The 20,476-nt window shown below is 39.0% G+C and carries 14 protein-coding genes; all 14 read right to left on the reverse strand.

Annotated elements, in window-relative coordinates; genetic code table 11:
• Positions 1 to 494 precede the first annotated feature (494 nt).
• Positions 495 to 1,049 carry a hypothetical protein gene (locus BLR30_RS17005; RefSeq protein WP_175443683.1) on the reverse strand — a complete coding sequence of 185 codons (555 nt, stop codon included), beginning with the start codon at positions 1,047 to 1,049 and terminating at the stop codon, positions 495 to 497.
• A 682-nt stretch (positions 1,050 to 1,731) separates the two neighbouring features.
• Positions 1,732 to 3,723, reverse strand: a complete 1,992-nt coding sequence (locus BLR30_RS17010) for a T9SS type B sorting domain-containing protein (RefSeq protein ID WP_089861478.1) — start codon at positions 3,721 to 3,723, stop codon at positions 1,732 to 1,734.
• A 170-nt stretch (positions 3,724 to 3,893) separates the two neighbouring features.
• Positions 3,894 to 6,149: a T9SS type B sorting domain-containing protein gene (locus tag BLR30_RS17015; RefSeq protein WP_089861480.1), complete on the reverse strand. Its 2,256-nt coding sequence runs from the start codon at positions 6,147 to 6,149 to the stop codon at positions 3,894 to 3,896.
• Positions 6,150 to 6,231: 82 nt separating this feature from the next.
• A complete protein-coding gene (locus BLR30_RS17020) occupies positions 6,232 to 8,484 on the reverse strand; it encodes a T9SS type B sorting domain-containing protein (RefSeq protein WP_089861482.1) in 2,253 nt (750 codons plus the stop codon).
• A 162-nt stretch (positions 8,485 to 8,646) separates the two neighbouring features.
• Entirely contained in the window at positions 8,647 to 9,123 is a 477-nt protein-coding gene (gene rnhA, locus BLR30_RS17025) for a ribonuclease HI (RefSeq protein ID WP_089861484.1), read from the reverse strand.
• Positions 9,124 to 9,192: 69 nt separating this feature from the next.
• Positions 9,193 to 10,785, reverse strand: a complete 1,593-nt coding sequence (gene dnaB / locus BLR30_RS17030; protein WP_089861486.1) for a replicative DNA helicase — start codon at positions 10,783 to 10,785, stop codon at positions 9,193 to 9,195.
• A gap of 164 nt (positions 10,786 to 10,949) precedes the next feature.
• Positions 10,950 to 13,322 carry a T9SS type B sorting domain-containing protein gene (locus tag BLR30_RS17035; protein WP_089861488.1) on the reverse strand — a complete coding sequence of 791 codons (2,373 nt, stop codon included), beginning with the start codon at positions 13,320 to 13,322 and terminating at the stop codon, positions 10,950 to 10,952.
• 86 nt (positions 13,323 to 13,408) lie between these two features.
• Positions 13,409 to 15,481, reverse strand: coding sequence for a T9SS type B sorting domain-containing protein (locus tag BLR30_RS17040; protein WP_089861490.1), 2,073 nt, complete (start codon positions 15,479 to 15,481; stop codon positions 13,409 to 13,411).
• 30 nt (positions 15,482 to 15,511) lie between these two features.
• Positions 15,512 to 16,126, reverse strand: a complete 615-nt coding sequence (locus BLR30_RS17045) for a tetratricopeptide repeat protein (RefSeq protein ID WP_089861492.1) — start codon at positions 16,124 to 16,126, stop codon at positions 15,512 to 15,514.
• Between the two features lie 89 nt (positions 16,127 to 16,215).
• Positions 16,216 to 17,451, reverse strand: coding sequence for an MFS transporter (locus tag BLR30_RS17050; protein ID WP_089861493.1), 1,236 nt, complete (start codon positions 17,449 to 17,451; stop codon positions 16,216 to 16,218).
• A gap of 94 nt (positions 17,452 to 17,545) precedes the next feature.
• The gene (locus BLR30_RS17055) at positions 17,546 to 17,911 is read right to left on the reverse strand and encodes a hypothetical protein (RefSeq protein WP_089861495.1); all 366 of its coding nucleotides are present in this window, start codon (positions 17,909 to 17,911) and stop codon (positions 17,546 to 17,548) included.
• Between the two features lie 70 nt (positions 17,912 to 17,981).
• Entirely contained in the window at positions 17,982 to 19,481 is a 1,500-nt protein-coding gene (locus BLR30_RS17060) for a GH3 auxin-responsive promoter family protein (RefSeq protein WP_089861497.1), read from the reverse strand.
• 120 nt (positions 19,482 to 19,601) lie between these two features.
• Positions 19,602 to 19,814, reverse strand: a complete 213-nt coding sequence (locus tag BLR30_RS17065; RefSeq protein ID WP_089861536.1) for a hypothetical protein — start codon at positions 19,812 to 19,814, stop codon at positions 19,602 to 19,604.
• Positions 19,815 to 20,009: 195 nt separating this feature from the next.
• Positions 20,010 to 20,402 (reverse strand): hypothetical protein, encoded by a 393-nt coding sequence (locus BLR30_RS17070; protein ID WP_089861499.1) that lies wholly within the window; start codon positions 20,400 to 20,402, stop codon positions 20,010 to 20,012.
• Positions 20,403 to 20,476: the final 74 nt, after the last annotated feature.

The raw sequence follows: 20,476 nt of genomic DNA on the forward strand, positions 1-20,476 counted from the left end.
TAAATGCAATTAGAAATAAAATCATACACAGAGTTTATGCTTTGATAAAAAATAATTCTGTGTATGAAAATAACTTGCAGATGTCATAGAAATCGAATTGACGAAGAATCCAATACCAAAAATTTAGTTTCCTTACCACTCCGGTTGTCATCCCGTAGGGATCTAAGCCCGAATCTTTCCCTACTACTATTACCAGCTATGCCGAGATTCCTAACGACAAAGACTTGTAAAATGCGGTGACTGAGGGTCTCGAAGTCACATCCTCTGCGTTAGGCGTTGCACTTATAAGAGCTCACTAAGCTGTTTGTTAAAACTCACTTCACGATTGTTATGTGAAATGCTTTGCCGAGATCCCTACGGGATGACAAACGGAGTGGATAGTGAGTGAACAGTGAGTGTATAATGAATGATAAAACGTTCCGCAAGAAAATCAAAGATTTTCAAAGCTTATGTGTTCTATTTGTTTTCAAAGCTGTAACCTTCTCTTATATGACTTATGTGTTAAAAACTTTTGTGCCTTCAGAGTGAAGTATAGGCGGAGGACGAACGAAATGATTGATGATGATATTTGTAATTTGAAATGGATAAAAAGCAGTACTTACAAATCCCTCTTTATCCCTGCCTGTGCCTGAAAGCAAAGTAAATAAGGGTTTTATTATTTTATCAATAAGTTTTAGAGAAGAGCTTCCCATAATCCCCAACATTGAGGCATGAGAAATGCGTCCGGGGTCATGTTGATTCCACGGACTTCCTGTATAGCATGCCTTATGGGCTGCAATATGGACTGACTTTGGAGTAGAAAATGGTGAAGATGATCTTTTGAGAAAATCTTTGGACTTTTTAGCTGATGTAAATCCTTTATTATGTCCAGAACCTGCAACAAAAACAGAGGTTTCTGAATAGACATAAGCGTCTTCAGCTACGAAGATAATGGAATCTGCCGGTACAAACGAACCGGAATATGCTTTTGAAGGGATGAAAATATACCACAACACTACGCAAAAACGTAGTATCGGAAAGGGTTCATAACTTTTCATCATTGTGTTCATACGTGCTATTGTAAAAGTAGTCTTGGTTGGACTACTATTCCTAGGTAATGAACACTAGATCACAAATATATAAAATAAATCAGGAAAACTGTAGTGTAAGTTTGTGCGATCTTGTGGTTTTTGTTGTCAATACGTAAGAAATTAGAAAATAAGAGGTTAGTATTTGGAGGTGAAAATATTTTGTTTACATTTGTAGCTGAAATAGTAGTCCAACCAAGACTACTTTTAAGGTACTGCCGTTTTCATAGGCAATTACGGATTAAATCTTCCTCCTATTTTTACATTTCACTGATTTTTTTTAACGCTATCAACGCAAAGATTTGTTGAAAGGATTTCGCTTATTTTTCGGGCGCTAGGGGGTACTTCGACAGGCTCAGCATAAACTTTAATGCTCAGCAAATGAGTATTACTGCAATATTTTATTAACTCTTTGATTGTTATCTGACGCTATCGACGCAAAGATTTGTTTGAAAGAATTGCGCTTATTTTTCGGGCGCTAAAGGTACTTCGACAAGCTCAGCATAAACTTTAACGCTCAGCAAATGAGAAGTGTCGTAATATTTTATTACCCCATGTAATCATATAGAATACAATGATTAAGGTGGTTCGTGGCTGGATAAACTGCATAAAAAAGAGCAGCTGTATAAAACAACCGCTCTTTTAAAGAATTACATATATAATGTTAATCCCTGTTTTTAACCAATACCCATCCCGAATATTTTACAGGAGTATTGTTTTTATCATTTTCGTTCCATGATACAGAGTACCAGTAGCTTCCTGTAGATACTTTTCGTCCGGCCATGGTTCCGTCCCATCTGTACCGGTTTGTTTTATCTGCTTTGTGAATCATGGCTCCATAACGGTCAAATACATTAAATACGAGATTTTGTTTTCCTGCAAGTGCCGAATAGTCGATTCCGTCATTTACGCCGTCTCCGTTCGGGGTAATCACATTGATGATGTTAGGAACAACTATGGTGATGTCTATTGGCTGACAATCATAAGCGTCTTTTACATAGATCTTTACATCTCCTCTAGGAACATTTTTAAATTCATTAGAATCCTGCCAGTTGATTCCGTCTGTAGAATATTTATAGGGTGCAGTACCTCCTATGGCATATACTGTAACCACATTATTGGAGATATCAACACTTGAAATGACCGGTTGTTCAGAAGCGTACACTTTCACCGTCTGTGTCGCCACGCAATCTCCTGTTTTCAGTTTTACCCAATACGTGCCGACTCCTACAGAAACGGTTCTCGTATTGGCACCTGTGCTCCATTCATAGCTTACAAATCCCGGCCCGGCATCTAATGTGGCGGTATTTTCCATACAAATTACCTGATCTTTAAGGACCGTAGAAAATACAGGCGGAATGACCTCAAGCGTTACTTTGGCAATATCATAGCATCCGAACGCATTGCTTACCCTGATGTAGACCACCCCGTTTGGAGCGATGTAGTTGCTCGGGTTCGCAATTTCATTGGTCTGGTTCTGGGCATCCGTTAAAGAAGGGTAATGTTTTTTCGTGATGCCTCCTGAAGCACCGATCACCGCTGCTGTTGTTAGATCAAAATGCCCTGTGGAAGGATTGGTTTCCAGGAAACAGGTTCGTAAGGAAGCATCAGTAGTAGTGACTGTAGGGGCAACCTTTAGCGAGATCGTGGCATCATTATTATCACACAAGACCGAAGACGGATCCTTGATAACCACAGAAATATTGGTATCGGAACTGTACTGGAAATTAGCAGGGTTGGCAATCGGTGTTCCGCTTCCTGTGACGTAATACGTAAAGTTATAATTGCCCGGTGTTGCCGTAAGTTGTGAATTTAATGCTGTTAAATCAACCGTTGCCATTCCTGTAAGATCCGGACATATGTTTTTGACAATTGATGCCTGAAGTAAGGGGATTTTATCTACAAAAACCTTTACGTTTTTAATGGAATGTCTTGATCTGTTTCCTCCTGTGGAAGCAGAGAATCCGAAGTATCCCACTGTCATTGCTGCTGCCGTTCCTGACGGCGCAAAAGACTGGTTGCAGATCAAATTGCCATTGATGGTAATTTTTACGATCCAGTTGGCCGGTGCAGCAGGATCTACCTCTGCAGTCACCTCCACGTGCTTATACGTTGTTCCCTGAAAAGGAAGTGTCGTGTTCATATCCGGCGAATGGAAAGAACTTCCGGGTATATTAAAGAATTCAACGTTATTGCTGTCTGTTGTGTTTTCAACCTGCCCGTAAGCTACATGAACTTTACTCATCACGGCGGTCGTGGTGTTGTTATAGGTATCAAATCCTACAATAAATCCCACAGCATTCTGCGATACCCCAAGTCCGGAACCCAGTACGCTGGCAACCGGTGGATTGGCAAGATACCAGAAAGCAATCCCGTCTCCGTTGGCAGTCTGGTTAGAATCCATTCTAAAATCGAATTCCACCCTCCATTTGTCGCAATACTTAAGATTGATGGGTTCGTTAAGGCGTATAGATCCCGACTGGTTGTTGGTGTCCGGGGTCAGTTGTACAAAATCTGTATTCACTACGGTAGGAGCTACCATCGTCCAACCCGTCGTATTTACAGGATTTCCTGTAAGCTGGTAGGTCTGCGAGAAAGCCTGATTGTAAAGTGAAAGTACAAAAATGAAAAATAAAAAAAGATAGTTTTTCTTCATATGATATAGCGTATTAGTTTATGGCTTGTAAATGTAATTAAAAATTCAGCCCATTCGTGGCTTCCGTACTTCTTATCAGGCTTATGAGTAGATAATGTGTACCTGAATCTCTGTATTTTTTAATGAAGACCATTCCAAATAATGAAATGATCTCCATTATATATATATGATTAATCTCTGTTTTTTACGAGAATCCAGCCGGAATATTTTACAGAAGTATTCTTCTTGTCATTCTCATTCCATGATACCGAATACCAGTAGTTTCCGGTAGGAATTTTTCTGCCACTCATGGTTCCGTCCCATTTGTATTGACTGAATTTGTCAGATTTATGGATCAGTGTTCCGTAACGGTCGTAAACATTGAATACCAGATTCTGCTTTCCTGCAAGAGCCGAATAATCAATAACATCATTAACGCCGTCTCCGTTCGGGGTGATAACGTTAATCAGATTCGGAACAACAATACCGATATCAATGGGATTGCAATCGTATGCGTCTTTCACAAAAATATGGCTGTCTCCTCTAGGCATATTCTTAAATTCATTAGAATCCTGCCAGTTGATTCCGTCTGTGGAATATTTGTACGGTGCAGTGCCTCCATTTACATATACGGTCACCGTTGTGTTTGAAATATCAACACTGGTGATCACAGGTTGATCGGATGCGTAAACTTTTACAGTCTGGGTAGCCACACAGTCTCCTGTTTTTAATTTTACCCAATAGGTGCCTACTCCGGCAGTAATGGTTTGGCTTGTAGCACCGGTACTCCATTCGTAAGTTATGAATCCAGGCCCGGCATCAAGGATTACAGTATCTTCCATACAGATAATCTTATCTTCTAAAGTAGTTGAGAAAACCTGAGGGATAACGACCAGGTTAACCTTAGCAATAGCATAACATCCGTTTGTATTGGTTACTTTAATGTAGACCACTCCACTAGGAGAGATGTAGGATGAAAAAGTCAAAATTTCATTGGTTCCGTTCTGGGCATCTGCTAAAGACGGATAATATTTTTTAGTTGTTCCGCTTTGGGTAGTAACGGGAGCCGTGGTAAGATCAAATAACCCTGTTGAAGGATTGGTTTCGATTGCACAAGCTCTTAAAGTTGCTTCCTGAACTTCTACGACAGGAAACAGGGCCAGCGTAATCTGGGCTACATCGGTACATCCCTGCGGTGTAGTGACCTGGGCATAGATGGTCGCTGCAGGCGAAAGATAAGCTGAAGAATTGGTAATCGGATTGAGATGATTATTCAGATCATACATTGTATTGTAGAATACGGCTGTACTTCCCGGAACCGATGATAAGTTGGCTGAAGTAAGATCAAAGACCGCTCCTCCGGCGTTATTATTGTTACAGCCTGTCAGCGTCACATCATTAGCAGCAAACGGACTTGGTGTCAGCACGATTTTTCCGTCACCATTGTCACATAATGTGGAAGAAGGATCTTTTACCACTACCGTAATGGTAGTTGTACCGGTACCATACTGATAACTGGAAGGGTTGGTAATCGGGGTACCTCCCGGTCCGAAATAGCTGAAAGTATAGTTTGCAGGATTGGTTACAAACTGATTCTGGAAGGAAGTTAAGTCTACCGTTCCGTTTCCTGTGGAAGGATTTACACAGACAAAAGGATTGATGGTGTTCGTTAAGATCGGAACTTTATCAATATAAATCTTTGCATTTTTAATAGAATGTCTTGCGCTTGCGCCTCCGGTTGCCGCAGAGAAGCCGAAATATCCTGTTGTCATTCCTATTGCGCCTCCTGAAGGGGCAAAAGACTGATCTACAATTACGACACCATCTATTTTTATCTTGATGAGCCAATTGGTAGGATTGGCAGGATCTGTTTCTCCATTTACTTCCACATGCTTGTAAGTCGCTCCTACAAATGGTTGGGTAGGATTGAGATCCGGAGAATGGAATGTGCTTCCCGCTGTATTATTGTATTCGATATTATTGTTGGTTCCGTTATTCGTTCCGTACAAGAGATGGATTTTACTCATCTGTCCTTCCGTAGAATTATTGAAGATATCAAAACCGACCATCAGTCCACTTGCATTGGCCGGAATTCCGAGGCCTCCTCCTGAAACAAATCCTGTTGGCGGATTGGCAAGATACCAGAACGTAAAACCATCGCCACGGCCATAGGTTGTCGTTCCGTTTCCGTCGATCCTGAAATCAAACTCTACTTTCCATTTGTCACAATACTTCAGGTTGATCGGATCCTGAAGTTTTATCGCTCCGTATTGGCCTCCGGTATCCGGGGTAAGCTGGATGAAATCTGTATTGATCAAAGCGCTGGAAACCAGATCCCAACCGGCAGTATTAACAGGATTTCCTGTAAGCTGGTAGGTCTGTGCAGAAAACCGGCCGGACAAGCCGATGAAAATCAAAATGATACAAGAAAGTAGATTATTTTTCATGGAGTGAATTAGTATTAAGCTTAAAATTGGTTTCAGTTTAAAAAAAGACCACCCACAAACCGGGGTGATCTTTTTTATGTAATTATTCTCTGTTTTTTACCAATACCCAGCCTTTGTAAGTAGTTTGAGTATTGTTTTTGTCGTTTTCGTTCCAGGTGATGGTGTACCAGTACGTACCGGTGATTACTTTTTTACCACTGCTGGTTCCGTCCCATTTGTAATTTCTTAATTTATCGGCTTCATACAATTTGTTTCCGTATCTGTCGTAGATCGTGAAAACAAGGTTTTTCTTGTATGCCAGCGCAGAATAGTCGATATAATCATTTTTATTGTCCCCGTTTGGAGTGATGGCATTAATAAGATTCGGAACGGTGATCTGTACATGAATCGGTGTACAGTCATAAGCATCTTTTACATACACCACAACCTCACCTCTGGCAAGGCCTGTAAATATATTGGAATCCTGCCAGTTTACCCCGTCCAGAGAGTATTGATAAGGCCCTTTTCCACCTTTTACGTTAACGGTAATAGTATTGTTCGTAATATCAATACTTGCGATCACAGGCTGAGGTGAAGGGGTTACTTTTACCATTTGCATTGTTGTACATCTTCCTGATTTAAGCTGAACCCAGTATAATCCCGGAGAAACATTCTGAATAGATTGTGTGCTTTCTCCTGTACTCCAGGTATAGGCATCAAATCCCGGACCCGCATCAAGGGTTGTCGTATCGTCGATACAGATTATTTTATCCATCAATACAGAAGAATATATTGGAGGTAAAACTTTCAGTGTAATTTTAACGATAACAAAACAGCCGGCAAGATTGGTAATTCTAGCATACACCGTAGATGATGTCGAAATATAATTATTGGCAGGTACAATTTCATTAGTTTCAGCAAGTGCGTCGGATTCTGTTTTATAATATTTTTTCGTAATGCCTGATTCAGAACTTACATTAGCTTGTGTAAGGTCGAATGAAGCCGTTGTAGGAGCATTTTCTATAAAACATGATTCTATGGTTGCATCATTCGATACAATCGGCGGAAAAAATGCAAGCGTTATCGGTGCAGAACCTACGCATCCTAATGGTGTGGTAACCTTTACGTATACAACTCCTGCAGGAGATACATAGTTTGTGAAGTTTGTAATTTCGTTGGTTCCGGCGTTTAAGTCATTCAGGTTTTTATAATATTTCTTTGTTGATCCTGCCGGTTCGTTAACGTTTGCCTGTGTCAGATTAAATGTGGCGCTTCCCACATTATTGTTATTACATGCCGTGAGGGTAGCCGGTGTTGCTGTGAACGGCGACAGATTAAGCTGTATCTTTCCGTCCGGGTTGTCACAAAGAATTCCCGAATTATCTTTAATAAGTACCGAAACTGTTGTATTTGCACTAAACTGATAATTAGTAGGATTTGTAATAGGCGTACCTGAAACACTATATGAGAAAGTATAGTTGGCCGGATTGGTAACAAACTGACTCTGGTAGTTTGTCAGGTTCACAGTTCCCTGCCCGGTTGATGGGTTCGGGCAGAAAGTATCAGTCACTGTTGCCTGATTGAGGGCAACTTTATCAATATATACTTTTACGTTTTTAATGGAATGTCTTGATCTGTTTCCTCCTGTGGAAGCAGAGAATCCGAAATATCCTACTGTCATTGCTGCGGCTGTCCCTGACGGGGCAAAAGACTGGTTGCAGATCAAATTACCATCGATAGTAATTTTTACAATCCAGTTGGCAGGTGCAGCAGGGTCTACCTGTGCGGTTACTTCAACATGCTTATAGGTAGTTCCCTGAAAAGGAAGTGTAGTGTTCATATCCGGCGAATGAAAAGAGCTGCCGGCAACGTTGAAAAATTCAACATTGTTGTTATCGGTTGTATTGGCGACCTGCCCATAAGCTACGTGAACTTTACTCATCACAGCGGTCGTTGTGTTGTTATAGGTATCAAATCCTACAATAAATCCCACAGCATTCTGCGATACTCCAAGTCCGGAACCCAGTACGCTGGCAACCGGCGGATTAGCAAGATACCAGAAGGCAATCCCGTCTCCGTTGGCAGTCTGGTTAGAATCCATTCTAAAATCGAATTCCACCCTCCATTTATCACAGTATTTAAGGTTTATCGGATCGTTAAGGCGTATGGATCCCGACTGGTTGTTGGTGTCCGGGGTCAGTTGTACAAAATCTGTATTTACTACGGTAGGAGCCACCATCGTCCAACCCGTCGTACTTACAGGATTTCCTGTAAGCTGGTAGGTTTGTGAGACGAAATGTTGTGGAAAGCATAATAGCAAATTCAGAATTAAAAGAAGATAGATTTTTCTTTTCATTTATTAGACACTTAAATTAGACGTGTCAAAGATATTAAATCCTAAGCAATAAATATATATTTAATATTAATTTTACTGGAATTGATGGCGATTGTGTAATAAATGATAAGTTAAAAGATGAAATACTGAAAAGTTATCAGTAATGTTTAGTTTGAATATAAATTAAAATAGAGAGTTATTGTCAAGATTTTCAAAATAGGAATCGACTTCCAAATTAGCTGACGCTGCGGCAGTTACGGCTAGTTTGTCGCAGAGTTCATTTTCAAAATGGCCTGCGTGCCCTTTAATCCAGTGCATCTTTGGCTTGTATAAATTATACAATACCACAAATCTTTTCCAAAGATCAGGGTTTTTTACATTTTTCCATCCTCTTTTGATCCATCCGGACAGCCAGTTCTGATTAATAGCATCTGCAACATATTTACTGTCTGTATAGATATGAATGTCATTTTCCGTAGATTTCAGCTTTTCCAGGGCCGTGATGACTGCGAGAAGTTCCATTCTGTTGTTGGTGGTCTTCCTGAAGCCTTTTGAAAATGTTTTCTGATAGTTTTTTTCCGGAACACGCATAAGGATTCCATAACCTCCTTTTCCGGGATTTCCGCTGCACGCTCCATCAGTGTATATTTCAATTTTCATTAGGCTTAAGGATGAGGTTAAGATTAAGGCTAAGGTTATATCATTAATCTAAATCTTAATCTTTATTTTTTAAAATGGAAAATCATCATCGTCATCAAAATCATTCATCGAAGATCCTGATACCTGGGAATTATTAGGAAGATCAAATGCTGCTCCCGGCTGAATGGTTGTTTTGATTTTATCAAAGCCACTTGGTTCATTAGATCCGAAATTGGAAGGATATCCACCACCAATTCCACCATCAAAGGCTGCTTCGATGTCCCCGAATTTGGCAAAATGTTTTAAGAATGATAATCTTACATCGGCGGTTGCACCATTTCTGTGTTTTGCGATGATTAGCTCAGCCTGGTTTTCGGTTGATGTTTCCTGTCCCTCTTCATCATTATCCCAAACGGTAATTTTATAATATTCCGGACGGAAGATGAAAGACACGATATCCGCATCCTGCTCGATCGCTCCGGATTCCCTAAGGTCAGAAAGCTGAGGTCTTTTTCCCGGACGTGTTTCCACACTACGCGAAAGCTGGGAAAGGGCAATCACCGGTACGTTAAGTTCTTTTGCAATCGCTTTCAGGGAACGTGAAATCATGGAAATCTCCTGTTCACGGTTTCCGGTACCTTTTCCTCCACCTCCGGCTGTCATCAGCTGAAGATAATCGACCATGATAAGCCTTACACCATGCTGCATGACCAGTCTTCGGCATTTTGCACGGAAGTCGAATATGGAAAGGGAAGGCGTTTCATCAATGTATAAAGGAGCATTTTCCAGTTCTGAAACGTTGGAGAATAGTCTTTGCCATTCTTCGTCGTCCAAGGTTCCTTTTCTTAATTTTTCTGATGAAATTCTTGTCTCAGAAGCGATCATCCTCGTGATAAGCTGTACGGAGGCCATCTCGAGAGAGAAAAGTGCCATCGGAATTTTATGTCCTACTGCAATATTTCTTGCCATCGAAAGAAGAAATGCCGTTTTCCCCATCGCCGGACGTGCCGCAATGATAATGAGGTCGGAATTCTGCCATCCGCCGGTTTCTTTATCCACATCCCGGAATCCTGAAGGTACTCCGGAAAGTCCTTCTTTATCTTTTAAGGATTTTATTGTTTCGATGGCCTGCTTTACCAGTGAATTCGCAGTATCGAATCCTTTTTTGATCGTTCCGTTGGTTATCTCGAAGAATGACTGTTCTGCTTTATCCAAAAGTTCAAACACATCGGTTGATTCTTTATAGGAAGCATCAATAACGTTTGCCGAAACATTGATTAAGCTTCTTAAAATATATTTTTCAAGAATAACACGAACGTGATATTCAATATGTGCAGATGAGCTTACCCCCATGGTAAGATCAATAATATAGCTGTCTCCACCTGCGAGATTTAATTTTCCATCTTTCTTTAAATCCTGAATGATAGTCATTAAATCAACGGGCTGATTGCCTTCGTAAAGTTTTAAAATGGTAGAAAAAATTACCTGATGTCTCGGATCGTAAAAAACTTCCGGTGTCAGTAAATCAATAGAATGATCCAGACCTTTTTTATCAATTAAAAAAGTTCCGATAACCAGTCTCTCAAAATCCAGAGCATTTGGAGGCATTTTACCATCGGCAATAGAGAGTTCCTTTGCAAAGTTTCCGTTCGTCAATGAAGATAATGTTTCTTTCTGCGCCATAGTTCTGCAAAGATAGTTTTTTTGAAAATCAATTAAAAAATAGTATTCAACAATTTATAAACACAGTATTGTTTAAACATAATGCCAGAAGGTATTCGTGTTGATGTGCATAAAAAAATCACCCCTGATAAAGAGGTGATTTTGAGTATTCAAAAATTTAGATATTATTGAATGTTTTTAACCAATACCCAACCACTATATTTGGTTTCGGTATTGTTTTTATCGTTTTCTGTCCATGTAATGGTGTACCAGTAAGTACCAGTCATAATTTTCTTACCGTTGGAAGTTCCATCCCATGTATAGTTTCGGATTTTGTCTGCGCGGTACATCATATTTCCGTATCTGTCATAGACGGTGAAAACTACATTTTTCTTGTAAGACAATGCTGAATAATCGATATAATCATTTTTGTTGTCTCCGTTCGGTGTAATGGCATTAATAAGATTAGGAACCGTTACCTGAACGCTGATAGGATTACAGTCGTAAGCGTCTTTCACATATACTTTGTTTTCTCCTCTCGGAAGTCCTGTGAATACATTTGAATCCTGCCAGTTGATTCCGTCAAGTGAATATTGGTAAGGTCCTTTTCCTCCGGCAACACTTACGGTGAATGAATCGTTATTGATGTCAATATTGGTAATTACAGGTTGTGCAGAAGCATTCACTTTAACTTCCTGTAGTGTCCAGCATTTTCCGGTTTTTAACCTCACCCAATATTCTCCTGCTCCTACATTGGATATGGACTGAGTTGTAGCCCCTGTACTCCATTCATAACCATCAAATCCGGGCCCTGCGTCCAACGTGGTTTTATCTTCTATACAGATGATTTTATCTTTTAGAACAGATGATTTTACTGGAGGTAAAACTTTAAGATTTACTTTGGCAATAGCAAAACAATCATTTTCATTACTTACCCTTATATAGATTGTCGTAGTTGTTGATATATAATTTGAAGGGTTTGCAATAGGGTTGGTTCCTGCCAGCGCATCAGCCTGTGTTGTAAAATATGCTTTTACCACTGCGGTCTGAGAAGTAACATTTGCTTGCGTAAGATCAAAAGTAGCTGTAGCCGTAGCTGTTTCAATAAAGCACGATTCTAATGTCGCTTCGGTCACTGTGACAACCGGAAAATATTGTAAAGAAATTTCAGACTGCCCTGTACATCCTTGTGGATTAGTAACTCGTACATAAATTGTTTTAGGTGCTGCAGATATGTAGCTTGCAGGATTTGTAATTGCGTTTGTACCTGCATTCAGGTCTGCGAGGCTAGAATAATATTTTTTGGTAACGTTACCCGGAGGGTAAACATTTGCTGAAGTCAGATCATACAAACCTGTACCTGAATTGTTGTTGTTACACGCTTTCAATGTTACATTTACGGCCGGAAGTGGAGGCAAAAACTGTAATAATATTTCTGCGTTTCCATAGCATCCCTGATCCGTATTTATCTTCACATATATCGTTTTAGGAGCTGCTGATGAATATGCGCCAGGATTTGTAATTTCATTGGTTCCCGCATTCATATCTGCCAAGGAAGGGTAGTATTTTTTTGTAACTCCCGCTGTCGGAGCATAAACGCTGGCTGAAGTCAGATCGAAAATACCTATACCAGAATTATTGTAGTTGCAGCTTGTGAGTGTAGCATTGTTGGTAACGATATTTCCCGGGACAAACTTAAATGCGCCAGTCTGGGTACAGCTGTTAATAGGATTGTTGGGATTGGTAGGATCCTGATAATGGATGCTGTAATAATAAGTATCCGTACCATTGATCGTAATTGGTGTAGTAATAGGGCTGGCTCCGATAATTGCATCATTTGAATTGTAGTGGTATGTTACCTGAAAATTAGCATTTCCGTTAACAATTCCGGCAGTCAGAGTGCTAAAATCAAATGTCGTAGGAAGCTGGCACTGTACAATTTCATTGGGACCGTTCGGAGTTGCGCTGGGGTTACCTGGTGGTACAAAAGGATTTGGCGTTAAATTGGGATCGTTAAAAGGAGATGCCAGTGTAGCTGTTCCTCCCCATTCCAAAGCAAAGCCTGTCGTATTTGATGAAAAGTTGTCTACAATAAGATAGTATGTTTCACCTGGCAAAACGTCCATGTATTTTACAAAACGGTCTGCATCGTTACCTAAGTTGTCAACACTTGCACTTTCTGAAGTGTCCAGGGAAGTCATATTAAGTCCTGTAGGTCCTCCGCCGGCAGAGAATGAGCATCTTACCGGTAATCCCAGTGCTCCGCACTGTACATTAGGCCCGTAAACTGCCCAGTCGTAATCCGTACTAGTGCCTGTTGCATTAGGATTGATGACGAAAGTAAGTGTTCCTCCGGTAGCAATCGTAAATTTATACCATACGGAGAAATGTTCTGTTGAAAGGCATCCTCCCAAAGGGCTTTCCTGGGTAGTTCCGTGCCCACTTGGTGTATATGACTGGCCTGCATTTCCACAAACCGCAATTGCCGAAACACAATCCGACTGTGAAAAGATCATTTGTGAGAAAAATAAAACAGTCAGTAGTAGTAATTTCTTCATTAGAAATGATTTTTATTATTTGATTTTTAATTTTTATGTGAAAAAAACCGCTCGAGAAAGCGGTTTTTTCTTCAATATTTAGTATTCTATTCTCTGTTTTTCACCATTACCCATCCTGAGAATTTGAATGGCGTATTTTTTTTGTCATTTTCATTCCATGTAACGGTGTACCAATAAGTGCCGGTAGATACTTTTTTGCCTGCTGTGGTTCCATCCCATTTGTATCCGTTGAATTTATCTGCCTGTCCTATTTTTACGCCGTATCTGTCGAAAATACTTAGTACCAGATTTTTCTTGCTGGCCAAAGCTGAATAGTCGATCACATCATTTACACCGTCTCCATTCGGAGTAATGACATTTACAAGATTAGGGACAACTACTGTTACTGTAATAGGTTCACAGTCATATGCATCTTTTACATATACCATATTATCACCTCTTGCTACATTCTTGAATTCATTTGAATCCTGCCAGTTGATGCCATCAAGAGAATATTTGTACGGAGCCGTTCCTCCAATTACATTTACTGTAATTGTATTATTTGTAATGTCAACATTTGAAATAACGGGCTGTTCAGAAGGATATACTTTTACTGTTTGTCTGGTAACGCAATCTCCTGTCTTAAGCTCAACCCAGTAAGTACCTACACTAACATTGCTGATAGTCTGAGTTGTAGCGCCTGTACTCCATTCATAGCCATTAAACCCTGGTCCTGCATCCAAAGTGGTTTTATCTTCCATACAGATAATTTTATCTTCCAAAACATTTGAATAGACAGGAGGAAGAACCACCAGATTTACTTTTGCAACGCCATAACAACCATTTCCGTCTGTCACTTTTATGAAGACTACTCCATTTGGAGAAATGTAGGTGCTAGAGTTTAAAATTTCATTCGTTCCTGCAACAGCATCTGCCATCGAAGGGAAGTATGTCTTTGTTCCTGTCTGTGTAGTTACCGGAGCTGTAGTAAGATCAAAAGATGCCGTAGCAGGATTTGTCTCAATAAAGCATGATCTTAGGGTTGCTTCAGTTACCGTAACAACAGGGAAGAAGGCTAATGTAATTTTTGCAGTAGCTTTACATCCGTATTGTGAAGTTAGTAAAACATATACATCACCTCCTGCAGAAACATATTGGTAAGGATTGGTAATTTCATTTGTACCCGCATTGAGATCAGTAATTGTAGGATAATATTTTTTTGTAACATTAGGGTCTGCAATTACATTAGCCGTAGTAAGATCAAAAACGGCAGTACCCATATTATTGTTATTACACTTTGTAAGAGTCACATTAGTACCTGTAATAGCCCTCTGTACAAATTTAAAGTTCCCTGGAATTCTGCACCTGTTGATCGCTGTAGCCGGAGCACCCGGGACAGAATAAGTTATTGCGTAATAATAAGTGTCGGTTGTATTGACTGTTATAGGCGTGGTGATAGGGTTGTTCCCTGAAATGGCATCATTAGAATTGTAATAATAAGAAACATCAAAGTTTGGATTATTATTCACAATACCTGCTGTAAGGGTTGTAAAATCAAAAACAGCCGGATTTGAGCAAACAATTACTTCTCTAGGTGAATTCGGAGTTGGCCCCGGATCTCCTGGCTCCATAAAAGGATAGGGTTGATAAGCACTGTTAAATGGCGAAACCAAAGTTGCAGTTCCTCCCCATGTCAACACAAAGCCGTTGGCTGTAGATAAAAAATTATCAACAACAAGATAATAAGTTTCACCGGCAATAACATTCATATATGCACAGAAAGGAGAGCCTCCACCGCCAGCAGTAGTATTTGTTGCGGTCATATTAAGTCCTGTGGGACCATCAGCTCCAGAGAAGTTACATCTTATAGGGGCTCCCAGGCTGCCACAAGTTTTGTTAGGGCCGTACACTGCCCAGTCGTAATCATCAGCAAATACATTAGGATTAATAACAAAAGTCAGTGTTCCTGAAGTTGCAACGGTAAATGTGTACCAGATCGAAAAATTCTCGTCATCTGTAAGACAACCTCCAAGGTCTTCCAGGATATTTCCTGGGCCTGTTGGTGTAAAAGAAATTGGAGTATTCCCGCAGACTTGTACATTTCCACCACAATCCGAGCTGGATTGTGCAAAAATGACTTGTGATAATACAATTAGAAAAATGTATAAAGCTTTTTTCATTTTAGTCGTTTTAAGATTTTAATCCGAAGATTAATTCATTGATGGAATTAGCTGTCTTCCCCATGTAGGAGCAGATGCATTGCTTTTTATTCCAAGCCCCGTCAATGCTTTCTTAAACAACTTTTCAGCATTTTCTTTATTGCCGGATCTTTCTTCCAATTTAGCCTTTAGAATAGCTAATCTTGGATTATCTGGCGAAACAGCTTCAGCTCTAGCTATCATTTGCGAAACAATATCCAAATTATTCTGAACATCTTTTACTCCTGTGCCCTGAGTTTTCTGAAAGGCAATCAAGCCTAGTAAAATATCAGTTTCAGCGTTATTTTGTTTTGAATCAGAATAGCCGCCGTCAGCATATTTTTTTGCGAGACCGCTTAAGTTTGAAACATCTATGGACGGGTTTTTCTGAAGCTGTAGCTCTGCCTCCATATATGTAGCTGTCGCTGCATAATAATATGCTTCCCATCTATCCGTCGTTTTTGTAGAGGTAAACTTGGAAAATTTCTGAAAAGCGTTTTCATAATCACTTTCTGTTTTAGCTGTGTTTAACTGCGAAACAGTTTGTTTGAAGTCTTTTTCACTGAAGGTTTGTGCCTGTAAGCAAAAGCCTACTACACAAAAACAAATTAGTAGAGTTTTTTTCATGTAAGGGAATTTTAAATCACAAATATAAAAAATTATTAATTTTAAATTAAAGTTTTTGAAATTAATTTAATAAAATAAGGTTTATTAAATTAATATTGCATTTTTCTTAGCTTTGAATTGGTTGCTCCAACTACTAATGCAATTAGTACAGTCATGGTTCCGCCAAAGACTACAGAGCGCACTACGCCTAGTAATTTTGCAGAAAGGCCGCTTTCAAACTGTCCCATTTCATTGCTCGACATAATAAATATTGAATTCACGCTCAATACTCTGCCTCTGATCTTATCTGGAGTTTTCAGCTGAACGATTGTTCCGCGTATTACTACAGAAATCCCATCCAGCATTCCGCTCATCATCAGGAAAATAAAGGAGAGCCAATATAAATGAGACAAACCAAATCCGATGATACAAAGACCAAATCCCGTTACCACACCCAGTAAGATTTTACCCTGATTCTTTCTCAGTGGAATAATCGACAGAATGGTAATAATACACATTGATCCTATATCCGAAGCTGCATTCAGCAATCCAAAGCCTTCTGCGCCTACTTTCAGAATATCGGTAGCATACACCGGAATCATTGCGACTGCGCCTCCGAAAAGCACGGCAAACATATCAAGGCAAAGAGCTCCTAGGATTTCTTTTGTCTTGAAAATGTAGGAAATCCCTTCCCGCATACTTTCTATAACGTTAATATTTTCTTTTTTGTATTCGGAATGTTGTTTATTTAAATGAAAAAAGAATAATGATGCTAAAAATATCAGTGAAATAATGACTACCAAAGTCCATTTAACACCAAAGTATCCGATCAGAAATCCCCCAGCGGCATGTCCGCAAACTGATGAGATAAGAAATGTCGCCTGGTTTAGAGTGACGGCATTGGGTAAGTTTTCTTTCTTTACAATTTTAGGAATCATCGAAGGTACGATCGGACCAATGAAGGCTCTGGCAATTCCTGTGAAGAAAATCACCCCGTAAATGAAGTAGGTAATCTGATGTGGGGTAAAATGAATTTCCACATTAAAAAAAGCAGGAATTAATAGTAATCCTATTAAGAAAATGTAAGCATAATTACAGATCAGTAGTAATTTTTTCTTTTCATTCATGTCGATCACATGTCCTGCATACAGAGCGCAGGTTACTGCCGGAATTACTTCTGAAAGCCCAATGAGGCCTATTGAAAAAGGGTCTTTGGTAAGTTGATACACCCACCATCCCAATAAAGTGGCAAGCATTCTGAAGGCAAGTACAATAAAAAATCTTCCCGTAAGAAGGTTTCTGAACTCGACATTTTTCAATGTCTGTAACGGGGTGAAAGAAATCATCCCGCAAAAATAGCCTCAAATATTGATTTAAGGCTATAGATATATTGTATTTTTAAATGAAAAATTATATGATTTCTAAAAGATAAAATCTATTTTACTTGTCTGCACGAGAAGCGCTTATCACTAAAGCTGCAACACCGGCAGCCCCGATCACTGAAGCTCCTATTATGGTTTTTGCTTTTCTGCTGTCTCTCACGGCTGCAACATTAGATTTCGGAATGGTAACAACTGTACTGTCTTTTTTGCCGGCTGTTCCGATAATATTATCGCCTTCTACGTTACGGAATAACATTTTTTGATTTTTTGAACCATCTCTCATCATCACAGTGTACATTTTTCCTGCCTCAAGATTAGAATAATCATTTTTTGCAGTATCCATACCATATTTTGTGGTTGCACAAGATGAAATTACAAATAAAGATGTCAGTAAAGATGATTTTAAAAGTACAGATGCTTTCATTAAAATTTTTTTAGTTTTCCAAATTTATAATTTTTTTCGAATATATGTTTCCGGAATTGAAAAAATGTACTTAAAGTTTATATATTTCCAATAATTCTGCAACTTTTCTATCATTGGCAAGTCTTGGCGTTTTATTTTGCCCGCCCAGTTTTCCTTGTGATTTGGCATATTCATGAAAAGCATTTTTCTTTAAGCTTGTAATATGTAATTTTTGAAGAATACTTCCTGAGATCAGGTCATCATAATAAGAATTACGTTTTCTCAGCTGATTGTCCAGTTCGTTTCTGAATAATTCCAAATTTTCAGGGCTCTTTTCAAATTCAATAAACCACTCATGATAAGGAAGTCCTTCTGCCGGATTTACCTGTGGCGCAAGATGGAATTCTGTAATCTGTGCAGGATATTTTTCTAAAGTAGCTTTCATAGCTTCCTCGACTTCAAAAGCAATGACATGCTCACCAAAAGCTGAAGTAAAATGTTTTGTTCTGCCACTTACTACAATCCTGTGCGGATTTTTGTCAATAAATCTCACAACATCACCGATAGAATATGCCCAAAGACCGGAATTTGTCGTTATAACTAAAGCATAATCTTTATTGAGTTCAATTTCTTTTAATGTTAATCTTCTCGCGTCTGGTTTGCCATATTCTTCCAAAGGAACAAATTCATAAAATATTCCTTGATTGGTTAAAAGCAACAAGCCTTCTTTGGTATAATCATCCTGAAATGCAAAAAAACCTTCCGAAGCGGGAAAAGTCTGAACAATATCCACTTTGCCTCCCAAAAGCTCTTCCATTTTATCTCGGTAAGGTTCATAATTCACTCCTCCTGTAACGATAAGCTGGAGATTTGGAAAGATTTGCTTGATTTTTTTACCGTGTTTTTCGACAAGTTTTTCAAAATACATAATCAGCCATGGCGGAATCCCGGAAATCAGCGTCATATTTTCTTTTTCAGTTTCTTCCACGATTTTGTCAACTTTAGCTTCCCAGTCTTCCATAATATTGGTTTCCCAGCTAGGCAGTCTGTTTTTCTGCAGATATTTTGGAATGTGGTGAGCTACAATCCCTGAAAGTCGCCCGGTATTTATCCCGAAAACCTCTTCGAGTTCCGGACTTCCCTGTAAGAAAATCATTTTACCGTTTACAAAATCTGCATTGTTTTTTTTAGCGATATAATGAAAAAGTGCGCTTTGGGCTGCTTTTACCTGATAAGGCATTCCTTCTTTTGAAATAGGAATGTATTTTGCGCCAGATGTTGTTCCGGAAGTTTTAGCAAAATAGTCCGGGATGTCTGTCCAAAGGATGTTTGCCTGTCCTTTTTTTACTCTTTCTATATAAGGTTTCAGGTCTTCATAATCCGAAATTTTAACTTTCTCCTGAAAATCGGCGACAGAATGAATATTTTCGAAATCGTGTTCTCTCCCGAAAAGTGTTTTTTTAGCGGTATTTACAAGGGAAAGTAGCAGCTGCTCCTGATTGCTTTTAGCATTTTTTTTTATTTCTTCAGCCTCATGCACATGCTTTTTTGCCCAAAGCAGCGCTATATTTTTCTTTAAGAAGTTTAGCATGCATCAAATTTATAAATAATCTGTACTAATTGATGAACATTATACAATAAAAAAACCGATGAATGAGTGGTCATCGGTTCTTCGAAATTTGATTATGAAAATAACAACTATTATTGAGTATTACTTAGTTTCCTTGTGTTTCTTGTCGTGTTTTTCTTCTTTTTTAAGTTTTTTGCTTTCTTTACTTTTGTTGTCATTTGTTTCCTCTTTTTTCATTTTTGCTGTTGCAGCTTTCGCTGGTTTTGCAGTTTGGTGAGGAGTTGGAGCTGCGTTCTGTGCTGTTGCAAGTCCAAGACCTAATACGATGGACATTGCAGATAATAACTTTTTCATAAGAATTTTTTTTCTTGTTTCTTGATTCAAAGTTATGCAAATTTGTGACCTGAAAACTCAATTTCAGAAACTTAACTAAAGTTTATCACAGCTTAAAAAAATATTAAATACTCCTTTGCAGAAAGGCATTACAAACAAAACCTGCTTTCCTTAAATAAAGAAAAGCAGGCTCTAACATAATGTATGAAAAGTTGGTTATCGTGTACAATTGGCCGTCCACGTTTTACCGTCTTTTATATATAATATTTTTAGCTCATTATTGTCAATTCTGATATAAGAAGTTGCGGTAGATCCTACCATTACCAGCGTATTATCTCCCTGCTGATTAAATTCTATTCCGTTAAGATCCGGAATTCCGTTTGAGAAAGCGAAGTTATACTTTGTTCCACTCGCGATCTTTGTTACAAATACACTTCCGTCATCTGAATTGATATTTGTGTCTCCGTCAGCATATCCTACACTTCCTTTGTAGGTACCTGCAAAAAAGTCGTTGTTCGCAGGATCGTCGTCATCGCTGCATGATGTGATGGTCGTGACTGCAAAAAATACTAAGACCAACATTCCTAAAATTCTGATTGCTTTTTTCATAATAATATTTCTTTTAATTTGGTAGTGTAGTTTTTTCAAACAATATGCCATTTAAAAAAGTGAATTATATTTTA

It is taken from the genome of Chryseobacterium taeanense (genome assembly GCF_900099685.1).
Lineage (GTDB): Bacteria > Bacteroidota > Bacteroidia > Flavobacteriales > Weeksellaceae > Chryseobacterium > Chryseobacterium taeanense.